The 22,337-nt window shown below is 34.4% G+C and carries 15 protein-coding genes; 7 read left to right on the top strand and 8 right to left on the bottom strand.

Features of this window, described 5'->3' with window-relative positions; all coding sequences use genetic code 11:
* Positions 1 to 65: 65 nt before the first annotated feature.
* The 5 genes from KF896_04585 to KF896_04565 all read left to right on the top strand — a co-directional run bounded on the left by KF896_04585 (position 66) and on the right by KF896_04565 (position 11,761).
* Complete coding sequence (locus KF896_04585; GenBank protein ID MBX3042976.1) at positions 66 to 1,517, top strand: TolC family protein; 1,452 nt, start codon at positions 66 to 68, stop codon at positions 1,515 to 1,517.
* Positions 1,518 to 1,765: 248 nt separating this feature from the next.
* The gene (locus tag KF896_04580) at positions 1,766 to 5,245 is read left to right on the top strand and encodes a T9SS type A sorting domain-containing protein (GenBank protein MBX3042975.1); all 3,480 of its coding nucleotides are present in this window, start codon (positions 1,766 to 1,768) and stop codon (positions 5,243 to 5,245) included.
* Positions 5,246 to 5,332: 87 nt separating this feature from the next.
* Positions 5,333 to 10,465: a T9SS type A sorting domain-containing protein gene (locus KF896_04575; protein ID MBX3042974.1), complete on the top strand. Its 5,133-nt coding sequence runs from the start codon at positions 5,333 to 5,335 to the stop codon at positions 10,463 to 10,465.
* Between the two features lie 83 nt (positions 10,466 to 10,548).
* The gene (locus KF896_04570) at positions 10,549 to 10,878 is read left to right on the top strand and encodes a nucleotidyltransferase domain-containing protein (protein MBX3042973.1); all 330 of its coding nucleotides are present in this window, start codon (positions 10,549 to 10,551) and stop codon (positions 10,876 to 10,878) included.
* Between the two features lie 361 nt (positions 10,879 to 11,239).
* Positions 11,240 to 11,761 (top strand): HNH endonuclease, encoded by a 522-nt coding sequence (locus KF896_04565; GenBank protein ID MBX3042972.1) that lies wholly within the window; start codon positions 11,240 to 11,242, stop codon positions 11,759 to 11,761.
* An 8-nt stretch (positions 11,762 to 11,769) separates the two neighbouring features.
* On the opposite strand, the gene KF896_04560 is transcribed toward KF896_04565, so the two are convergent.
* From KF896_04560 to pruA, 7 genes are all read right to left on the bottom strand, one after another.
* Positions 11,770 to 12,699 carry a phosphatase PAP2 family protein gene (locus KF896_04560; GenBank protein ID MBX3042971.1) on the bottom strand — a complete coding sequence of 310 codons (930 nt, stop codon included), beginning with the start codon at positions 12,697 to 12,699 and terminating at the stop codon, positions 11,770 to 11,772.
* 19 nt (positions 12,700 to 12,718) lie between these two features.
* On the bottom strand, positions 12,719 to 13,384 hold the full coding sequence (locus tag KF896_04555; protein MBX3042970.1) for a protein-L-isoaspartate(D-aspartate) O-methyltransferase: 666 nt from the start codon (positions 13,382 to 13,384) through the stop codon (positions 12,719 to 12,721).
* Positions 13,377 to 14,141 (bottom strand): diadenylate cyclase CdaA, encoded by a 765-nt coding sequence (gene cdaA, locus KF896_04550; GenBank protein MBX3042969.1) that lies wholly within the window; start codon positions 14,139 to 14,141, stop codon positions 13,377 to 13,379. Before cdaA ends, KF896_04555 begins: the two co-directional genes overlap by 8 nt.
* Positions 14,142 to 14,147: 6 nt before the next feature.
* On the bottom strand, positions 14,148 to 15,158 hold the full coding sequence (locus tag KF896_04545) for a PhoH family protein (protein MBX3042968.1): 1,011 nt from the start codon (positions 15,156 to 15,158) through the stop codon (positions 14,148 to 14,150).
* Positions 15,159 to 15,242: 84 nt separating this feature from the next.
* The gene (locus KF896_04540; protein MBX3042967.1) at positions 15,243 to 15,689 is read right to left on the bottom strand and encodes a LysM peptidoglycan-binding domain-containing protein; all 447 of its coding nucleotides are present in this window, start codon (positions 15,687 to 15,689) and stop codon (positions 15,243 to 15,245) included.
* Between the two features lie 371 nt (positions 15,690 to 16,060).
* Positions 16,061 to 16,366 (bottom strand): hypothetical protein, encoded by a 306-nt coding sequence (locus KF896_04535; GenBank protein ID MBX3042966.1) that lies wholly within the window; start codon positions 16,364 to 16,366, stop codon positions 16,061 to 16,063.
* 292 nt (positions 16,367 to 16,658) lie between these two features.
* Entirely contained in the window at positions 16,659 to 18,203 is a 1,545-nt protein-coding gene (gene pruA / locus KF896_04530) for an L-glutamate gamma-semialdehyde dehydrogenase (GenBank protein ID MBX3042965.1), read from the bottom strand.
* Positions 18,204 to 18,471: 268 nt separating this feature from the next.
* On the opposite strand from pruA, the gene KF896_04525 reads away from it, so the two are divergent.
* Positions 18,472 to 18,963 (top strand): hypothetical protein, encoded by a 492-nt coding sequence (locus tag KF896_04525; GenBank protein MBX3042964.1) that lies wholly within the window; start codon positions 18,472 to 18,474, stop codon positions 18,961 to 18,963.
* Positions 18,964 to 19,186: 223 nt separating this feature from the next.
* Positions 19,187 to 19,909: an inorganic pyrophosphatase gene (locus KF896_04520; GenBank protein ID MBX3042963.1), complete on the top strand. Its 723-nt coding sequence runs from the start codon at positions 19,187 to 19,189 to the stop codon at positions 19,907 to 19,909.
* Positions 19,910 to 19,967: 58 nt separating this feature from the next.
* Here the strand turns inward: KF896_04520 and KF896_04515 are convergent, their stop codons facing one another.
* A complete protein-coding gene (locus tag KF896_04515; protein MBX3042962.1) occupies positions 19,968 to 22,154 on the bottom strand; it encodes a choice-of-anchor D domain-containing protein in 2,187 nt (728 codons plus the stop codon).
* Positions 22,155 to 22,337: the final 183 nt, after the last annotated feature.

The following is a 22,337-nucleotide window of genomic DNA, read 5'->3' as shown; positions in this document are numbered from 1 at the left end:
TCATATTTTTGAAATGCAGAAAAATGCAAATTAAAGTATATTTTCAGTATTCAAGTTAGATTGCCATGAAATACATATTTTTTTTATTGATAAGCACTGGTATAGCTTTTTCTCAGGAAAAAGTAATTTTTGATTTGGATAGATGTATAAATTATGCAATCAAAAACAGTCCTGGTGCTAATTCAGCAAAATCGTCATACAAAGCAAGAACAGGCAGAATCAATGCATTCAAAGCCGGATTTTTACCGCAGATAAATTTGAGTGTTTCCATTCCCGGATTATCACGTGAAATTATTCCCGTTCTTCAACCTGATGGTTCTGAGTTTTTCCAGCCGCAGAGTCAGTATTTCGGCTCCGGTGGTATATCTTTGTCGCAAAGAATTGCGGCACTTGGTTCTGAAGTTACACTTATGTCCGGGCTTTCAAGGATTGATGCATTTGGAACAAGGGATTATTCAATTTGGCGAACTACTCCGGTAATGCTTTCATATCGCCAACCAATTTTTGCATACAATCAAATGAAATGGGAAAATAAAATACAGGATATTGCTCAGCAAACAAATGACTTTGAATATTCTGCTGAAATTGAGAGAATTTCGATGAATACTACACAAAAATTTTTTGATTTATATATTGCTCGTATGAACTTGCAAAATGCAGAGCAAAATGTCGGTGTTAATGATACACTATATACAATTTCCAAAGGTAGATTTGATGTTGGTAGAATTGCTGAAAACGACTTGCTGCAGAGCGAACTCGCTTTTCTGAATGCCAGAAATTCCTATGAGCGGGCTCTGCTTGATTATCGCCAGGTTATGGAGGAGTTTGCCGTTGAGCTTGGCTTGCAGAATAAAGTTGATTTGCAGGTTCAGCCGCCATTATTTGTACCGAAACTAAACATTGATGAAGAATTTGCAGTTAGCCAGGCAAAACAGAATAATCCTGATTTTTACAATTTCGAAGTGGATAAGCTTCGTGCCGAGATGAATTTATTGAATGCCGAAAGTAATAACCGAATTAATGCAAATCTGGTTGCTTCATTCGGTCTGAATAACAGCAATGAGATGCTGAGAGATGCATATCAGGAATTGCTTCAGCAGCAACGATTTGATATTTCACTTCAAATACCGATCTTCAGATTTGGCAGGGGAGAGGCTGAGTTAGAAGCTGCTCTTGAAGATAAGAGAAGAACAGAAATTAACACTGAACTTGCAAAAACAAATCTTGAGATTAATGTCCGATATCAGGCACTTAGACTGAAGCAGCTAATTCAACAAGTTGAAATAGCCGCTAAAGCTGATACAATTGCAGCACGGAGATTTGAAGTAGCAAAAAACAGATACTATATAGGCAAAATTGACCTGAATTCTTTCTTTATTGCTCAGAGTGAAAAGGATTTAGCTTTTCAATCATATATTCAGCTTCTCAAATCTTTCTGGACTGCATATTATAATCTAAGACGTCTTACTCTTTATGATTTTGAAAGATCAAGAATTATTTCTCATTCTATTAATTAAATATAACTTTTTTATTAGTAGAAATGTCGAATTCAAAAAAGATGTTTTTTGCGTATTATTGAATAATTATCAATAGATATTTTGCATTTTTTTATCGCCATTTCCACATTAACAAACAAGTATCTCTAAGTAATAAAATGATACTATGATTTTATAGATATGAAAAATAATATTTGGAGATTATAATTATTTTTGTTAATTTGTCATTTGAATTTGTACAGTATTGAAAATATTTATGGGGTTTAATTATGAAAACATTTTATTTGATTTTAATTGGTTTAGTGCTTAATGTTTTTAGCACATACTCCCAAAAGGAAGCATATAACTGGGATTATGGTGGCGACAATGTTATTACCTTTAATACACCCGACAGAGAACCTGAAATTCTTACAAATAGCATTTTAACAACTTGGGAAGGGTGCACTTCAATTTCAGATTCAACCGGTAAGTTTTTGTTTTCTTCTAATGGACTTTGGGTATTTAATTATATTGATAATCAAACAATTATGAAATTCAATGACGGTGTTTATGACCCAATTACTGAACAAATGAACGGCGGTATATCAGCCACTCAATCTTCAATTATCGTAAAAAAACCGGAATCTGACTCTATATATTATATTTTTACTGCTGGAAGTAAAACCACGCCGGCAGTATGTTCTGAATTAGGTTATAATTATTCAATTGTTGATTTACGTAAAAATGAAGGAAAAGGAGAAATAGTTGAATTAAATAATTTGCTTTATGCACCTTCTACAGAGCAACTTACTGCTGTTAGACATGGTAACGGTACAGATATTTGGATAATAACACATAGGGAGGAATCAAATATTTTCGATGTTTTTCTTTTGACCAAAGATGGTGTTGATACGCAAAACGTTGTTTCAAGTTTTGCTGGAACAAAATATTCAACTTATGATGGTATTGGATATTTAAAATCTAATTTACAAGGAAATTTGTTAGCAAATGCTGGTTTAAATTCTGGTAATCTGGAAATATTAACATTTGACAATCTGACAGGTAAAATCAGCTTATTATTAAACATTAATCTCGAACAAATAATTAATAAAAAAATTTATAACCTATACGGTGTTGAATTTTCTAATGATAATACAAAACTATATTTAGGTTGTTTTCACCTTGGATTTATTATACAAATGGATATCACCGATTTGAATATTGAATATATAAAGAATAATATTCATATTCTTGATAATATAAAATCAAGTTATGCTGCTCTACAAATTGCTCCAAATGGAAAAATCTATATATCATCACGCTTAAATAAACTTTATGTAATTAATAATCCAAATATAAAAGGTGATTCATGTGATTTATCATTTACACATGAGAAATTTACTTCAAATAAACTGCATGTCGGTCTTCCAAATATTCTTGCTGAAATTACCGACTTTTCAATTAAAATAACGACTAACACTGTATGCGTAGGTGATGATTTAATTTTAACTGCTAATCCACTTCCGGATTATACAAGCAATAAATATACATGGACATTGCCGGAAGGTTCAGAATTTGAAGGTAAAGTGATTGAAATATCAAATGCAAATTTGACACACTCAGGACTATATAAGATTAAAGTTAATATTAAAGGTAGTGTGTTATATGATTCTATTTATATTGAAGTGCACCAACCTTCTTTTGTTAAAATTTCAGGAAATTTATCCTTCTGCAAAAACGGCTCTACTACTCTAAGTGCTTACCGGAGTTCTGCTTACAATTATAAATGGTCAACAGGTGATACGACATTTTCCATAATTATACGTAATGAAGGTGAGTACCACCTGACTGTCGAAAATGAATTTGGCTGCAAATCTTATGATACTGTTTATGTAACATATAGCGAAGATTTGAGATATAATTTCATTGGTGAAGACAGAATTTGTACAGGCGATACATTATTTTTAAGCACAGATTTAACAGGTGATGATGTGCTTTACGAATGGTCAACAGGTGAAACTTCGCCGTCAATATTAGTTACAAAAGGTGGGAAATATATCCTTAAAGTGAGAACTGAAGCGGGCTGTGAAGGTATTGACTCAATTACAATTCAGGAATTTGAGAAGCCGGATGTAGCTTTTGAAAAGTCGCATTACCGGCTATGCGAAGGTGAAAGTCTGACAATTAAACCACTTGAAATCAACTCTGCTTACAATTATATATGGTCTGACGGAAACACTGAACCGGAGCGTACTTTCACACAAAATAGCGAACTATATCTGATTGCTATTGCCGAAAATAACTGCGCCGATACTGCACATATAAAAGTTGAATTTCTTGAGAATCCGGTCGCATCAATACTTGCAGACAAAACCGAAGTATGCTTTGGCGAAAAAATTGTATTAACTTCGGAATATTTCAACCCTGAATTTGAATATTTGTGGTCAACGGGTGAAACAACTGAGAGCATAACTGTAACAGAATCAGGAGTTTACAAACTATTTGCTACAAATGATAATGTATGCTCTGATAGTACTGAAATTGAAGTGAAAATTCATCCTGATTTAGCACTTGAATTATTGGCAGATAATACAAAATTATGCTTCCATGACAGCACAAGCATATACCCCGCAAGCACTTACGCCGAATACTTGTGGTCATCAGGTGAAACTACGCCTGCAATTACCGTGAAAGATGCCGGAATTTATGAGTTGATTGTGAAAAATGAGTTTGGCTGTGCCGATACTGCAGAAATAGAAATTTTCAAATATGATGCCGAAATACAATTTGATAAAGAAAAATTAATTTTTGATGAACTTTGCGTCGGGAATTCAAAAATTGAAAATTTACAATTTAAAATTGAAACGGAAACAGAATTTACAATTTCCAGTATTACAACATCTAACAATTTATTTGAAATTGTCAATTATAATTCGCTTCTAAAAACATATAAGAACGGTGAAATTGTAAATATTGAAATTAGATTCAATCCACAAGATGCAGGTATATTTGACGATGAATTAGTGCTTTATTCAAATACGCCTTGTGAATATTCTAAATCAATCCCAATTTCTGCATCTGCTAAGCAAATCATTGAATTTTCGTTTGATGAAATTTATTCAGAAGCCGGTGAGTCAATTGAAATCCCGCTTTACGGACAAATCAAATGCCCGGCACCGCAAAATCTGACTACAGATTATGAAATTGAAATCGCAATTGATAAGGAATATTTTGCACCGGAAAGCGTGAAATTAGGCAGTATAATTCAGAATGAAATCATCGGCAATGAGCGGGTTCTCAAAATTGCATCAAACGGAGATTTCCGGCAAATAAAATCTGAAATTAATGTAATATATGGCAAAGCACTTTTGGGCAGGTCAGAGCCGACTCCAATCATAATTGAAGATGTGAAACTTGCGAAAAGCCGCTACGAAGCACTGTTTACAAACGGCTGGCTAAGTGTGGACGGCTGTGTAAATGACATTGCGACAATCCAGATGTTCGCCCCAACACGCATGTCTGTTTCACCTAATCCTTCTGGCGGAGAGTTGAAAGTCAACATCGGTACGCAGGAGGATGGCAGCTTCCGCCTTGTAATATTTGATGTTCAGGGTCGTGAAGTGTATCGCACAGAATTTACAAAATCCGACAAAACATTCGAGCAAAAAGACTACAACATCAACACGCAAAATCTGGGCAATGGCATTTATACAATCCACTTAACAGCCCCCTGGACACTGCTTAGGGAGCAGGTAGTGGTGGTGAGGTAGATAATTGTAACAAAATCGTTTTTTAGTTGTTATAGACATTATGAAGTTGTTTTTAAATAGAATAAAAAAATATTTTGGAGTTATATCATGAAAAGATTGCTACTTTCTGTAATTGTATCGCTATTAATGAGCAACAGTTATTTATTTGCTTCCTACTCTTTTCTGGAAAACAAAGGGCAGATTAGAGACAAAGATGGAAAAATCCGTAGCGAAGTTTTGTTTACAGGTGAGGCGAACAATTATACGATTTATCTCCGTAAAAGTGGCTGGAGCTATGTAATCAAATCTTATGACAGTACAGGATTCGAAGCCGTGAGGGTTGATGTGGAATTACAGAATAGCAAAGTATCTTTCAAAACTGAGACAAAATACAGACTTCCCGGTTATGATAATTTTATTATGAGTGGAAGCGAGTTCATTTCAAATGTATATAGCTATCAGGAAGTTGTGTATGAGGGTATTTATGAAGGTATAGATTTGAGGTTTTATTATGATGAAGGCAGTTTGCGGTATGACTATATCGTTCATCCGGAAGCAGACCCCAAGAAAATCAGTATGGAGATAATTCATTCTGATAATCCGAAACTTAATGATGATATGAAACTCATTATCCCTACTTTACTTGGAGATATTAACAAGGAAGCTCCTTTTACATACCAAATTATTGACAACAGGAAAGAAGAAATAAACAGTAATTACGTATTAAACGGCAATATTCTAAGTTTTGAAACAGGCGATTATGACAACTCTAAAGAACTTATAATTGACCCCGTTACTCTCGTGAGTGCCAAACTAAACAGAATTAAATCATTATACAGATTTGACAGATTTCCTTATGACCCAATTTATTACAGCTTTTCACTTAATTATAACAATGTAAAAAGACTAAGCGATAACTCCATGTTTCTTGTTACAAATGATGTCAGGGACAGTGAGTTTATTGAAGATGCAAAATTTCGTACAAAAAAACATATTCGACATTCTGCACGATATACTGATTTTTTACCGGCTGTAATTTACAAGTACAATCCGGAAGGCGAAAAGGAATGGAGTACATACATTTATGAGAAATATAATTTTGTCATATCATGGGATGCGACGGACAGTATAGCTGCAATCTATTCACAATCTTACACATATTACGATAGTACATCATTTTTTTATGATAGAGAGGCAGTATTTGTTAGTATGTTCGATATGAAAAGCGGATTGCTTCTTAACCGTTTTGAACTCGAAAAACCCGACGGAATTAAGCAATTCAAACATACTTACATGGATGGCGAATTATTCTTCAACATGGTTTCTGACGTTAACAATAATTATAATGAGTTTATATTACGTAATAATCAATTTGAATGGAATATTAACAAGTCATACGAAAAAGTTCTCTATCTGAAAGATAGTACAATTTCACTTATAGCTTTAGGACAGTATCAGGGCAATAACGACACAGTTTATGATTACGGCTTGTTTCTTCAGAAATATAATCTGAGTGGTGAGCTTATTTATAACCATGAAATCAAACGTAACAAAATCTATCTTGTCGCAAACAGACGGCAGGTTGACTTTTCAAAAAGCGACTTTGGATGTAGCAGTATAACCATGGATTATAAAACTGTGTGTTTTTTAAATGATGGTTCGTTTTTAACAATGAATCAGGAAATAAAAAATAAGGAAAAATTTAAACAAAACCAAAGTTTCTATGACGTATATTACAACATATATGATTCAGACGGGAAACTTATTTTTACATCCGAACAGGATAATGATTTCAGATTTCTTTTTGAGAAATACGGGGGTAGAGATTCTCTAAGAGAAGGTTATGGTTGGTACCATCCCTACACAATATATCATATAGACAGTAGTAAAAACATATATCTAACAAAAAACTTAGGTAAGAATGATATTTTATGGAAAAAGTACAAAGACAGAATTAAGGTTAATCCATATAATCCGAATCCTGATAAGGGGCAACCCTGTCTTATGAAATTCGATAGCACAGGAAAACTTTTATGGCTAAGTCAGTTCCTTAAATTTCCTGATAATTATACAATTAGTAATTTGAGGGCAACCTCTGGTAGTAGTTATACACGTTTTAATGAAAACGGTGAATTGGAATCTTATTTTGACTTATTCCTAAGGGAGCAGATTCAATATCCTTATTTAGAAATGAATGATAATATACATCATAACACAACAGTTCACTTTAATACAACAATGAATACCGGTACGGAGCTGATAATGAGTTTAGACAGCATAGGTAATATATTTATACAGAGATTTATAGATTCAATGGAGTACCGCTCACACCCCACATCCAGGCGGCTTGTGGTAACAAAAATGTCACCGGATGGTGATGTCATCTGGCAGGATACAGCGGCTCTTTATATAAAATATGATAATCTCCATGAAAAAACAAGAAAATTTCAACTATTTGAAATTAAGAGTTCTCGCATATTCAATCATGAACTTTACTTAGACTACTTTGTTTCAAATGTGGATGAAATGACCTATATGCAGGACAGCAGTAAATATGCTCTTGATGATTTTTATCCAATAGAATCATATACACATATTCTTCCTGATTGGAATACCATAGATCCGAAATTGAGTACAAATGCACTTTATGACCTGATTACGTTCCGTTTTAAGCTTGACGACAGCAAACTTGTGAGTGTAACACCAACCAAAATACAAATCAGTGATACAATATGCGTAAACCACGAGACATTGTTCAAGGTAGAAGTTAGCAACGAATGGCACTCACAAATGGAATTTGAGCCACCGCACTTGACAGGAGAAGGATACAGAATAGTACCAAATGAAGCATTCACACTTCAGGCGGGTGAAAAGAAGGAATTTACTATTATCTTCGCACCCAAGCAGCATAAAACTCATACAGGTAGTGTAGTATTTAAGCAGAATAGTATTTCAGATTTCAGCCATACTGTAGAGTTTAGCGGAGTAACCAAAGCCGTGATAATTGAAACAGATTTGGTCTGGGATTTGGGAACAATACTGATTAATAATACAGCATCCGGTATATTCAGAATTTACAATAACGGTGATGTTGCTTCATGGATACAAGCAATAAAAGATTTACCAGCACCATTCAAACAGATTTCACCTGAACAAACGAGCAATTTCATAAAAGGCGGTGAATACCTTGATTATACGATAGAGTTTACTCCAACAGTTGCCGGAACATTTGAGTACAAATATAAAATTTATGCCGGAACGGGCTGTCCTGACACACTTGAGGTAATCATCAAAGGTAAGGGTGTAACAGAAAGTATAGTAATTAATGCAGATTCACTTGACTACGGCTATTTGTATTTTTGTGAGAATAAAACAGATACTATAACGATTGAAAATGTAACCAACTTGCCTTTGACATATAATTCATCTCAAATAATCGGTTTAAATGCAGATAACTTCACTATTCTTGAAAAGCCAAATGATGGTGAAATTCTTATCAGAGGTAACCCCGCAAAATTTGTTATAGAGTACAAACCGCTTGCTCCTTATGGTAATAAATCTGCAATATTAGAAATTATTACATCTGAAAAGACACTAAACTGTCCTCTCAAAGGCGAATATGCAGAGATTGATATTTCAGTAAATGATATTGTTATGGGTATCAGAAATCTGAACGTATTATACGATACTGTGCTTACAATCAGAAATAATACAAGAGATAATTTCACACTAAATAATATTATAATTGGTGATAACAGAGTAACATTAGCAACAGCACTTCCGATTGAAATTCCCTCAATGCAGGAAATAGAAATTGAATTAGAGTTATCATCATCAATAACAGGTGAAATCAATACTGATATAGAGTTTATTTTCAGTGGCAGATGTTCACCGGATTTAACAAGTAATTTGGTTTGCAAGTTTGATTCCTCAAAAGCTGAAATAACCGGAATAGACTTTGGAAAAGTGCCTTGGTGCGAAGAACTTATTGATAGTCTCCGCATCTATAATACAGGAAATTCGCCTGTTCAGGTAACTGGTTTTTCGTTTATAGAAAATGATGGTAGTTTTGAATTCGTGGATGTTTTAACATTACCTATTGAATTGGTGTCAGGGAAATATATAGCTGTTGCAGTGCGGTATTTACCACAAGACAAAGTGAAATCTCAGAATTTCGCAAAAGTCCGGGCTAAACTGATGATTGATGGCTCTGAAAGAAATTTTGATGTCGAAATAATAGGTGAAAGGGTAATCCCCGAACTTGAATACTTAACGGTAATAGATTTTGGCAAATTAAAACCGGGGGAAATCAAGAATATTAATTTTGAAATTTTGAATAGAAGTGAAGAAATTGAAATTTCAGAAGTAAAAACTCTTACATCAAATTTCAGCATTTTATCATTTACTAAAGCAATCTCCAAAAATGAAAAAGGATTGATTAATATATCATTTTCATCTGAAATAATAGGCGAATATGCCGATGAAATGACTGTATATTTTAGACTTGGTGATTGTGAAGATTCAATCAAAATTGCGCTTAAAGCAGATGTCAGCCGATTAATGACAATTTGGGCAAATCATCACACTTCTGAAGTTGGAATAAAAGGTTATGAAATTCCAATATTTGCAGATACAGATATTGGAGCACAAATAAGTGGCAAGAAATATAAACTCAATTTACGATATTTACCTGAATTATACTACAACGTATCAAGTCCTGACGCTCAAATTCTAAGTAAAACCCCTGATGGTAATTATGAAAGTATGGTCATTGAGAATACTTTCCCAGAAATTACAAGCACAGAAACTGTACTTTTCCATCTGAAAGGTGATGTATTATTTTCACCAAGAATGACCACCCCAATTCATATTGAATTTATCGAAAGTGAAGCATCGCTTTCTATTACTACCCGCGACGGCTCACTGACACTGGATTCCTTATGTCAGGTGCCAATTCGTGGGATACAGCAGTTCGCCCCAACACGCATGTCTGTTTCACCTAATCCTTCTGGCGGAGAGTTGAAAGTCAACATCGGTACGCAGGAGGATGGCAGCTTCCGCCTTGTAATATTTGATGTTCAGGGTCGTGAAGTGTATCGCACAGAATTTACAAAATCCGACAAAACATTCGAGCAAAAAGACTACAACATTAACACACAAAATCTGGGCAATGGCATTTATACAATCCACTTAACAGCCCCCTGGACGTTGCTTAGAGAGCAGGTGGTTGTGGTGAGGTAGGAGATGTTGTATAATAATATGGAACTTATTCGTTTAAAAATATGAGTAACTGATTGCTAATAAGAAACAGAGGAATTACTACAATGGTTAAAGAGTCTATTATAAAAATGATTCAAGAGTATATATCTGATTTGAATAACAATAGTATAAATCTTTCTAAAGTATTACTTTATGGAAGTTATGCAAATGGAACTGAAAATGCAGATAGTGACATAGATTTAATGCTTGTAGCTCCGGAATTTGATGAGGATAGAGATAAATATCTTGGTATAATTTGGAAATTAACAGCAAAATCAAATTATAAAATCGAACCATATCCCGTAGGATTAAAAAGATTTATTAATGATAAAATATCGCCTGTTATTCAAAATGTAAAACAAAATGGCATTGAAATCTCAATAAAAAATAATTAGTGTGTCTTAATTGCGGCAAGGTAACACCCTGGACACTGCTTAGGGAGCAGGTAGTGGTGGTGAGGTAGGATAAATATTATATTCTTCCAAATCTCCTGATAATAATTTCACCCACCTGATAGCTATAATTAGCTATCAGGTTGATAGCTGATTAAAACATATCATATATGAAAACTTCATAAATAATTATTGCTTAACTTGAAATTAATTGATAATACATCAAAAATTTTTATTTAAATATTATTTTAGATAAAATAAATTAAGCATTTGTAACGACTTAATTACAGTTAAAATAAAGGAGCCAGTTTTCAGTTTTTTAAGAAGTGAATATGAGTACTTAGAGCCTCGAAGTGAACCGTTAATCAAAGAATCAACGGGGTTAGGTGGTAAGGTTTTGGTATTAAATCAAAGTTATGAGCCTGTAAGTCTTTGTTCGGTCAGAAAAGCAATTGTGCTTTTGCTTCTTTTCAAAGCGGAGATGGTTGTAGAAAGAAAAAACAGAACTATCAGGACAATCAATAATTATTTTCCATATCCAAGTGTCATTAAACTAATGACTTATGTAAAAATTCCATTAAAAAATGTGGAACTGTCCCGTAAAAATGTTATTAAACGTGATGGTAATCGCTGCCAGTATTGCAATAAGAATAGTATCGAAATGACTATTGACCATATTATTCCAAGGTCAAGAGGTGGTGTTGAGTCATGGGAAAATCTTATAACTGCTTGTGTACGTTGTAATAATAAAAAAGGCAACCGAACTCCTGAAGAAGCAGGGATGCCTTTATTATCAAAGCCAAGAAAGCCAAATCATATTGTTTTTCTTAAACAGCACATAGGTAAACTTGAAGAATCATGGAAACCGTTTCTATTTATGGAGTGATATTAAGGTTAAGCGCTCTTAAAACCAAGTATTTCCTTAACGAATTTTCTTATAATGGGCTCAATTTTAATTGAAATATACGCAAAAATAACTCCTGCTATAATATCGACAACATAATGATATCTCAAATAGATTGTTGCAAAAATCAAACTCATTGAAAAAATGAATATTGGGATTCGAAATTTTGATTTATTCTTAAAAACAAAATATACGTTTACCAGTGTTATCATTGTATGACCACTTGGCATGCAGTCTCTATTTACAAAATCAGCCGGATTAACAGCACCTATTGGAATTCCACCACCATTATTTACTATGCTTCGGAAAAATTCAGTAAGCAATAGTCCGGGCAGCTCAAGGCTTAATGTGGCAAAATCGTGAATAAAAAATCTCGGTCCTATTGCAGGCATAAAGAAATACAGCAAATAAGAAAGATAAAAAGCAAATAATATATTGCGAGCAAAAATTCCTAAACTTGCATTTTCTTTCCTGAAGTGAAGTTCGACACCATGAACTATCGGCATAACAAAATAAAGCATATAGCTGAATTGAAGATATTCAGTAAGTGGAGGATATGCAATTGCATATATCCATTCTGTAGGATTAACACCGAATAAAAACTTGTCCCATTCAATCAACGTCAAATCGTACAATTCAGGATTGATAATCGGTATGTAATTATGAATCTGGGAATAAATTACAAAAACTACCGGTGCTATATATACCCGTCGGAAGAGCATAAACTTCTCATTATTGCTGAATCTTTTTGTGATTAAAGAAATATAAACAACAAATGAAATAATAGCAATATTTCCAATAATAAGATAAAGTGAATGTCCTATATTGTTGAAGAAGATAACTGCCAAGAGTGTATAGAGAAGCAGCATTGACAAAGTGTAAATATCCGACATTGTAAGAGAATCTATAAGTCTTTTCATATTCTGTTCAAATTTGTGATTAATAACTCCAGCCATGCAATCCCAATAAAGGAACAAAACGAAATTCGCCATGTTGGCTGACATCATATTGATCTTTCGATAATTTGATGACTTTTTTCATGGTTTGTCCATTTTTATCACCGACAGGAATCACTATTATACCTTCGATTTTAAGCTGATTAAGTAATGTTGTCGGTATTTCCGGCGAGCCGGCTGTAACAATTATTCTATCGTAAGGAGCGTATTCAACAAGTCCAGATGTTCCATCGCCAAAGAAATAGTTGAATTTATAAGGAAAATCTTTAAAGGTTTGTTCAATATTGATTTTTAAATTTTCTATTCTTTCAACAGTAAATACTTCTGCACCTAAATAGGATAATATCAGCGCCTGATAGCAGCTTCCAGTACCAATTTCAAGAACTTTGGAGCCTTCTTCAATTTCAAGCAAGTCAGTCATTAAACCAACAGTTGCTGGTTGAGATATTGTTTGATTGAAATCAATTGGCAAAGCTTTGTCATCATAAGCCTCATCCCAAAGAGACTTTTTTAAGAAATACTCTCTTGGTATTGAATTTAGGGCAGATAAAGTAAGTTCTGAGATGCCTTTGTTTCGCAAACTGCTAACCAAAAATTCTCTTTTCTGCGGATTTAGTTTTAGAAAATTATTTATAATTTCATTAGTCATATAATCTGGAGCTAATTATACTGAAAAGTTGGTCATCAGGGATATTGATTATAAGTTCGCCGCCATCAGCCACTGTTACACCACCTGTTTCTTCAGAAACAATAATTACTAAAGTATCAACTTGTTCTGACAATCCTAGTCCGGCTCTGTGTCTGGTACCTAAATTTTTTGAGCCGTATTTTGTGACCGAGGTCAAAGGCAAAACACAACGAGCAGCAAGAATTATGTCGTTATTGATTATTACAGCTCCGTCATGAAGAGGTGATTTTGTATTAAAAATTGACATTAGTAATTCTTTTGAAATTGCAGCCTGCATAGGAACTCCGGTATCAACTGTCATCTGTACATTCTGTGAGCGTGTAAAGACTAACAATGCACCAATATGCTTAGCTGACAGTTCCTTGATTGTATCTACAATTTCATCTAAGGATTCAGAAATTTTTGGTTTAACGAATAATTTGAAAATTGGACTTCTTGTAATTATAAGAAGTAATTTTCGTAATTCCGGTTGAAAAAGTATTACAAATGCAAGAAGCCAAACATCTGATATTGTACGCAAAATCCAATTTAATGAGCGAAAATTAGATGCCTCTGTTATAAACTGTAAAGCGATAATTATGACCATACCAAATAAAATCTGAACAGCAACAGTATTTTTTAATGCTCTGTAAAGATAATAAAACAGAGTTGCTACGATAAAAATATCGAGCAAATCAAACATCGTTATGGTTAGAAATCCTATCTTAAACAGTTCCATATGTAACTATTGTTTATTATTATCTTTTATTTTTTGTTTTGTAACTTCTTTAGTGCTTGAGTCATCTTTCTCATAAGCTTTGACAATATCTGCTACCAAACGATGACGAACAACATCTTTGTTATCAAAATATACAAATTCTATGCCTTTAATATTTTGAAGAATTCTGTTTGCATCTATCAGTCCGGAGAGTTTTTTCAGAGGTAAATCTATCTGTGTAATATCTCCTGTTATAATTGCTTTGGAGTTAACACCCAATCTGGTTAAAAACATTTTCATCTGCATTGTCGTAGCATTTTGTGCTTCGTCCAAAATGATAAATGAATTACTGAGAGTTCTTCCCCTCATATATGCAAGAGGAGTGATTTCTATGATATTTCTCTCCATAAGAGTCTTTACTTTTTCAGGAGAAATCATATAGTGCATAGCATCTGTAAGAGGGCGGAGATAAGGGTCAATTTTTTCCTGTAAATCTCCCGGCAAAAAACCTAAAGATTCTCCGGCTTCTACAGCCGGTCTGGATAAAATAATCCTTGAGACCTCGTTATTTCTAAGGGCTGCCAAAGCCATTGCTACTGCAAGAAAGGTCTTACCGGTTCCGGCAGGACCAATCGCAAATACCAAGTCATTCTCCTCAACTTTATTTAAATAATCAAGCTGTTTAGGATTGCGAATTCTTATTGAATCTTTGACGCCCTGAAAAATGATTTGATTGATTGATTTGTTGTCTTTCTTTGGATCTAATTTACTATGATTACCGTCAATTAGTTCTATTACAGTCTTAACATCATCTTCAGAAATGTTCTTATTGCGTTTAATCATATAAAGCATTTCCTCGAAAATTTTTTCAATTTTGAGGATATCTTCCTGAGGTCCTTTGAGTGTTATGATATTACCTCTGACTATGATACCAGCTTTGAAACGATTTTCTATAAGATTCAGATGTGTGTCATTAGAGCCGAAAAGTGTTAACAGCTCCACATTATCAAATGCAATTTTCTTTTCTAATAATTCCATAGATTATTTTATATTTATAAATAAAAAGCCCTACTTCCAAATATGGAGCAGGGCTTCAAATATACTATCTCAGGTTCAGGAAGATTACTGAACTCCGCCTGCTTGAGCGTTTTCAGCTTGTGCTTCTTTCTTCATTCTCCAGTATTTACGTTCTGCTTTGAGCTCGTCACTGGATTTAGGTCCTTTAGCAGGAATCTGAAGAACCTGACCAGGGAAAATTATGTCAGGATTGCGAATCTGGTCAGTATTACCCTGCCAAATCTTTGGCCACATAAATGGATCTGAATAGATATCAATCTTACCTGCAATATTCCACAAACAGTCACGGTTTTCAGCCCAAGTACCAACTGTGTAAGTTGTGATTTTCTTTTCTCTGTACAGACCACGAATATCTTTTGCAAGAGCAATAATTTTATTGTAGAATTCCGGAATTAAAGAGATTTTACTAGCACGAAGTTCATTTAATTCATTTTCAAGTGCAACTACATCAGCTTGTCTTTCTAATAGAACTGCTTCGGATAGTTTCTGCATTGCACGTACTTTACCTTCAAGAACACCAAGTCTTTGGCGGTAAGCGTCAACATCAGCCTGAGTGGCACCAATAAGTCTTAAAATTTCAGCCTGACAATCAACAAGTTGTTTATTGACATCATCAAGATTGTTTTTTGTATCTGCAGATTTTTTATTTAATTCATCAAGTCTTGCTTGAAGAGCTTTAACGCTTGCTTCGAATTTTTGAATTCTTAAATCAGCTTCACCTTTAGTAAGTTCAGTATCAGGTTTACTGTCAGGTGGCAATACAGGTTGCTGACACGCAACTCCAAGCACTAACAGCGATAACAATAGGATATTAAATAGATTTTTCATGATTCCTCATTTTAATTGATTTGTTTCACATAGTGTTATTTAGATGGAGTATAATCAGGCCAAACATTAGGCCACTGAGCTAATTTCTGGATGATAAAATCCTTATCTTTGCTGCAGTCGTTAAGTTCTGCTTGGCGTGCCTTTATTTCGCCTTCAATTTTAGATATTTCGCTTTGTCTGGTGGAAATATCTGCACTTATCTGGCGTTCCTGTTTACGTAGTTCCTGCAAACGAGCAAGCTGGTCATCAGTAATCTTAGGTGTACAACCTGTAAAAGACATCGCTGAAAACATCATAATAGAGCTCATTCCGATTGCAGTTGCAACTTTTGATAACTTCATAGAGTCTCCGTAAAATTTAAGTTTATAAAAATTCTTGTCTAAATTAAAAACAATTTTGCAATTGTACTAAAATACAAATACAAATATGTGAAAAAAAATTATATAAAACTACTTTTTTTTATCAACAAGACATAATTTTAAGCATATTTTTAAATCAAACTATATTCAAATCAATTAAATTCAGAATAAATTTAGTTACATGAATAAAAAGTTACACTATAATTTAATTTATTTTTAAAAAAAAGCCCGACATTGTGAATGACGGACTTGTATTAAAAAATATTATATTTTTTTATATTTTTGTAGCTACAGATTTACCCTGTAAGAAGAGCATTAAATAATCACGGCTACCTGCTTTTGAATCTGTACCGCTCATGTTAAATCCACCAAATGGATGTACGTCCACGAGAGCGCCCGTACACTTACGGTTGATATATAAATTACCGCAATGGAATTCACGTTTAGCGCGTTCGATTTTTGCCTCATTATTAGTATAAACTGCACCGGTTAAACCATAAATTGTACCGTTTGCAATATCAAGAGCGTGGTCATAATCACGAGCTTTAACAATCGCAAGAACCGGACCGAAAATTTCTTCCTGAGCAATACGGGCATTTTCATCAATGTCTGCAAATACTGTCGGCTGAATGAAATATCCGTCCATTTCTGCTATTTTTGAGCCACCGTTTATTAATCTGCCTTCGCCTTTACCAATTTCGATGTATTCGAGGATAGTTTTTTCAGCTTTAGGGCTGATAACCGGACCCATACGGTAGTTATCTGCCGGTTCACCAACCTGAATTTTTTCAACTTCTTTCTGAACTTTTTCAACAAATTCATCATAGATTGCTGTATCAACTATTACGCGTGAGCATGCTGAGCATTTCTGTCCCTGAAAACCGAACGCAGAAGCTACTGTTCCGGCTACAGCAGAATCAACATCAGCTTCTGAATCAACAACGATAGCATCTTTGCCACCCATTTCAGCAATTACACGTTTAATCCATATTTGACCCGGATTAGTTTTAGCAGCACGTTCAATAATTCTTAAACCAACTTCCATTGAGCCGGTAAAAGAGATGAATCTTGTCAAATGGTGGTCAACAAGGTGGTCGCCTGCTTCAGCACCACTGGCTACAAAGAAGTTTAGAACGCCCGACGGAAGACCTGTCTGACGCATAATATCTGCAAAGAGCCATGCCATCATAGGAGTTTCAGATGATGGTTTCAATACTACTGTATTGCCAGCTACAAATCCTGCTGAGCTAATACCAGCCATAATTGCAAACGGGAAATTCCAAGGTGGAATACATACACCTACACCAAGTGGAATATAGAAATATTCATTCTTTTCGCCCGGATATGGGGTAAGTGGCTGCATCTGTCCGTAGCGTATTGCTTCGCGGGCATAAAATTCCATAAAATCAATTGCTTCGCAAGTATCGGCATCAGCTTCAGCAAAATTCTTGCCGGCTTCGGTTATCATCCATGCGTTGATTTCAAAACGACGCTGACGCATAATTTCTGCTGCTTTGAATAAATAGGAAGCACGTTCTTCAGCAGGAGTGTATTTCCAAGTTTCAAATGCTTTTGCTGCAGCTTGGATTGCATCTTCAGCGTGGTTCATTACTCCTTTTTGGAAAGTACCGACCACTTCGGTTTTTCTTGCGGGATTGTAAGATACAGTTTTCTTATCAGTATAAATTTCTTCGCCGCCGATTATGTTTGGATATTCCTTTCCGAGTTGCTCTCTGACAAAAGCCAGAGCTTCTTTTTGTTTTTGAATTTCCTCAGGGTTTTGGAAACTGAGAGGAACCATATTTTCAAATGCTGTCATAAATCACCAACTTTTTTTAAAATAGGACAATTAGTAAATGCAAAAATAATTAAAAATTTCTAATTTAACAAAAAATGTCGGATTTTATTCTAAAATATTTATTTTATTTGAGATTTAATCAATCATCAAATATAAAACAAAACTAAATAATAATTCAATACGTATTTAAAAAATAATTAGCAATAATAAAATTGTTTTATTTTAAATTTTATTTTTTTACAATTTTGTTTTTACTATAATTTTTATTTACAAATTAATTGGAACAATTATGTTGAGAATAATCACAACTTTTTTGACAATTTCTATATTCTTTTTTATTACATCATGCAGTGGTAGCAGTCAGACTCCAACTGCTGCAAATCCGGCAACTGATAATGTAAATTCTATTAATTCTTCCAGAGGTGAAGTCTTATACCAGTATACTCAAGCCAGGAATCACACCTATAATAATACTACAACCATATCGCTGACAGCAATAAAAGAACCACACATAGGTAGTGCGATAGCGATTGTTATTAATGGAAATACTCCGGGCGATTATCAACTTACTGATGAAACATATATAAGGTTGATATTTGGTGACCAGGATTTTAGGTCTGACAATGGCTCCGGAATCCTAAAAATTACTGATTATGGTCAGGTCAAATCAAAAGTTAAAGGAACATTTTCAGGAACATTTTCAAATGATAAAACAGGTGAAGTGATAACCGTAACAGCAGGAAAATTCAGTGCAGACCGCTTAACAGATATTACTAAGTAATTTTGGTTTTATTGTTTATTGATTTTTTATATTAAGATATTTCTGCTTGAAAATTGTAATAATGTTTGAAAAAGAAGTTTCGATACATTATTCATTTTAATGTATTGTATCATTTAAAACTTAACAAAAATTCAATTTAGCATTATAAACTCAAAAATATCTATGTAATGATAAGAAAATTTTGTAAATTTGCTTTTTTAAAAATGTTAACTGAGAAAAAAAGTTGGAATCATTACATGAATTTTGGCAATTAGCCGCACTTAGATTCAAGTCGCACCCTTGGCACGGTATAAATATCGGACCGGATGCACCTGAAATAATTACCGCATTTATTGAAGTACTGCCATCAGATACTTTAAAATACGAGATTGACAAAGAGACAGGTTACCTTAAACTTGACCGCCCACAGAAATTTTCAAGTATAATCCCGGCTCCTTACGGCTTTGTGCCTCAGACATATTGCGGCAGGAAGGTTGCTGAGCTTTGCAATCAGAGCAATAACCGTACTGATATTTTAGGCGATGGTGACCCACTTGATATTTGTGTTCTTACCGAAAGAAATATCGTTCATAGTAATTTGCTGCTTCAATGCCGTCCAATTGGTGGATTCAGGATGATTGACGGCGATGAAGCTGATGATAAAATCATTGCTGTTCTGAGGCAAGATGAAGTATATGCTGATTGGAAAAATATTGATGACGTTCCTACTGCTCTTATTACCCGTCTGAAACATTATTTCCTAACTTACAAGGATATGCCCGGACAAATCAATCAAAAATGCATCATAACCCATACTTATGGAAAAGATGTGGCTTTAGATGTCATTAACAGAAGTCGAGAAGACTACCGTAAGAAATTCGGGAAGCTCGAAAATCGCCTTGCAATTGCCGCAATGGAAGCAATCAATAAAGGGCAGGAAATGACAAAGTCAAGAAAGAAAAACTAAAATAAAAATGGCTGTTAATGTGAAAATTAACAGCCATTTTCTTAAGATGAATATAGTATTATTTGCTTATAACAAATGGCATCTGAACAGTTTGTCCATTAAATTTAACTGATAGGAAATATACACCATTTGCAAGATTTCCTGCTGAAAGTTCTTTCATATATAATCCTTCATTTGTGAATTGATTATAAATGTCAGATACTTTTCTACCGGTTTGGTCAATAATTGACATTTCAAGATTTCCTGAAACATCAAGTGTATATTCTACAGAGCTATTGTCAGTCACAGGATTTGGACTGATTTTTACATTTAATCCCTGAATTTTTGCTATACCATCTTTTACACTTGCAGGAATTTTGCCTTTTCCGGCAACAGGTACTTCGACAAGCCCTTCATCTACAGGGTCGTTTGTAAGCATTTGAATAATTGCTGCATAGTCTTTGCCTGCCTGAGGAGCAAACTTAATTTTTAAATCATGAGATTCACCGGGTTGAACTTCAATTGTAGGTTTAGTTACATTTGTATTATCTATAAATGAGAACTGAGCTAAATTTTCACCACCTGACTTTGAGTCCCATGTAATGCTGAAAATTCTAAGTACATTTGAACCGATATTCGAAATTTTCAATGTTTGAACATCATCATCAGTTACTTCGACTTCACCAAAATCAATTGATGTTGAAGACAATGATAATCCTGAGTTAGTTGATAATCCAGCAGCACGTGCTTTCAATTCAAGTGAACCTTTTCCTAAATTATTCAATGCATTTGAAGTAACATTGATTTTACCTGCGTAATTTCCGGATTCTTCATCAGCTGATGTAAATCTGATTTTTACATATTGAGTTTCACCCGGAGGTACAGTCATTGGAGTTTTTACTATTTCTGCGAAAGTAAATCTTTTGCCTGCGTCTTCTTCGAATGTTACAGTTTCGACAACCATTGCTACATTTCCGATATTTGAAATGGCAATATTCTTATCGGAATACTGCCCAAAAGGAACTGTTCCGAAATCAATGGGAAGTGAAGATAGCTGAAGTCTTGGTCCATTGAATACCTGCTCGCCGCCCTGTCCGATTAATTTAGCTTCGATTGTGCCGTTATAAGCATCAGATTCAATAATCAAATAATCTTCGTATAGTCTCTGTTCTTTTGGGGAGAACTGCAAATTAACGATATGTACGTCACCAGGATTCATAGTAATCCCTTCACCGCCTTCGGTAATTCTGAAGCTGCCATCAGGCTCGTCGCCTGCAATTTCAAATTTTGAAACAGTAAGTTTCTGGCGACCGGTATTCATGAAGACTGCCTGCATATAGCCGGACTGATTAGGCTCTACAATACCGAAATCAACAGTTTCATCTTCTATAGTCAGGAAACCTTCCGGATGAGGTACGTCGCTAACCATCCAACGAACTGCCCAAGTCATTGCATTGTAAAATCTGTTTGTGTGGTATGTAGAAGCAATATCAAAATTAGTAGTCCAAAGTGCTACTCTTGCTTTGCCTTGTTCAGCTCTTGCGCCGGTTATCCAGGTTTCAGTTATATTTTGGTCTGCTGCTTCCTTAATGAAGTCAAATCCTTTAGCATTTTTGCCACCTTTGATCTCAAAAAAAGGAGTGCCACTGTAATAGCGAATAGGTCCGCGAAGCTCGGGGTTGTTTTCAGCAAACTGGCGGTTACATTGTTTCTGGAAGCCGCGGGAAATCGGGTCGCCTTCCACACCATCAACCCGCATACCATAAATTGTGTTTCCCTGAACGTGACCCAAAATCCTGACATTGTCAATTCCAAGCCATTCAGTTAGCCATGCCCTTGCCTGAGCATCACCGCCCGGTTTGAATGCTTCGGGAACAACATTAGTGCCGATGATTAAAACTCCTTTATTGGCATTAACCATCATTTTAATCTTATCAAGGACTTTGATACCATCAACTGATGTACCGAGATGATTGGTAGTACCCATTACAAAGATTGCAACATCATATTCGGTAATTTCTTTCTGTGCAAATGTAAGAGCATTAAAAGGCTTTTTCTCTGCATATTTGCCTAATAATACATCAGTCCTCAATGGATCCCAGTAACATAAATCAAATAAGTTAGTTATCTGGACTCCATCGTTACCGATTTGGTCTTCGAAATTATCGAAAATGATGTAATACTTCTCCTGACTGAAAAGTCCTTGTGGCAACATCATCAAACTGACTAACAAGGTAGTTAATATCAGTAAAAATTTGCTTTTCATTATAATTACTCCTTAAACTAATTTGAAAAATTTCTTGTTTTCAATAATATATATAAATTTATAGTCGAATAAAATCAATATTTCGTTTAACTTGCATCCTAAGATTATGACTAATTCATTATCTTAGGGCATAAGTTACCAATTTCATATTCTTTTTTATTAAAACAGCCGAAATATAACCTA

This window comes from Ignavibacteriota bacterium, assembly GCA_019637995.1.
In the GTDB taxonomy this organism is placed as follows: domain Bacteria; phylum Bacteroidota; class Ignavibacteria; order Kapaibacteriales; family UBA2268; genus JANJTB01.
The sequence above is the reverse complement of the archived record's forward strand: the minus strand, read 5'-3'. Positions and strand labels throughout refer to the sequence as shown.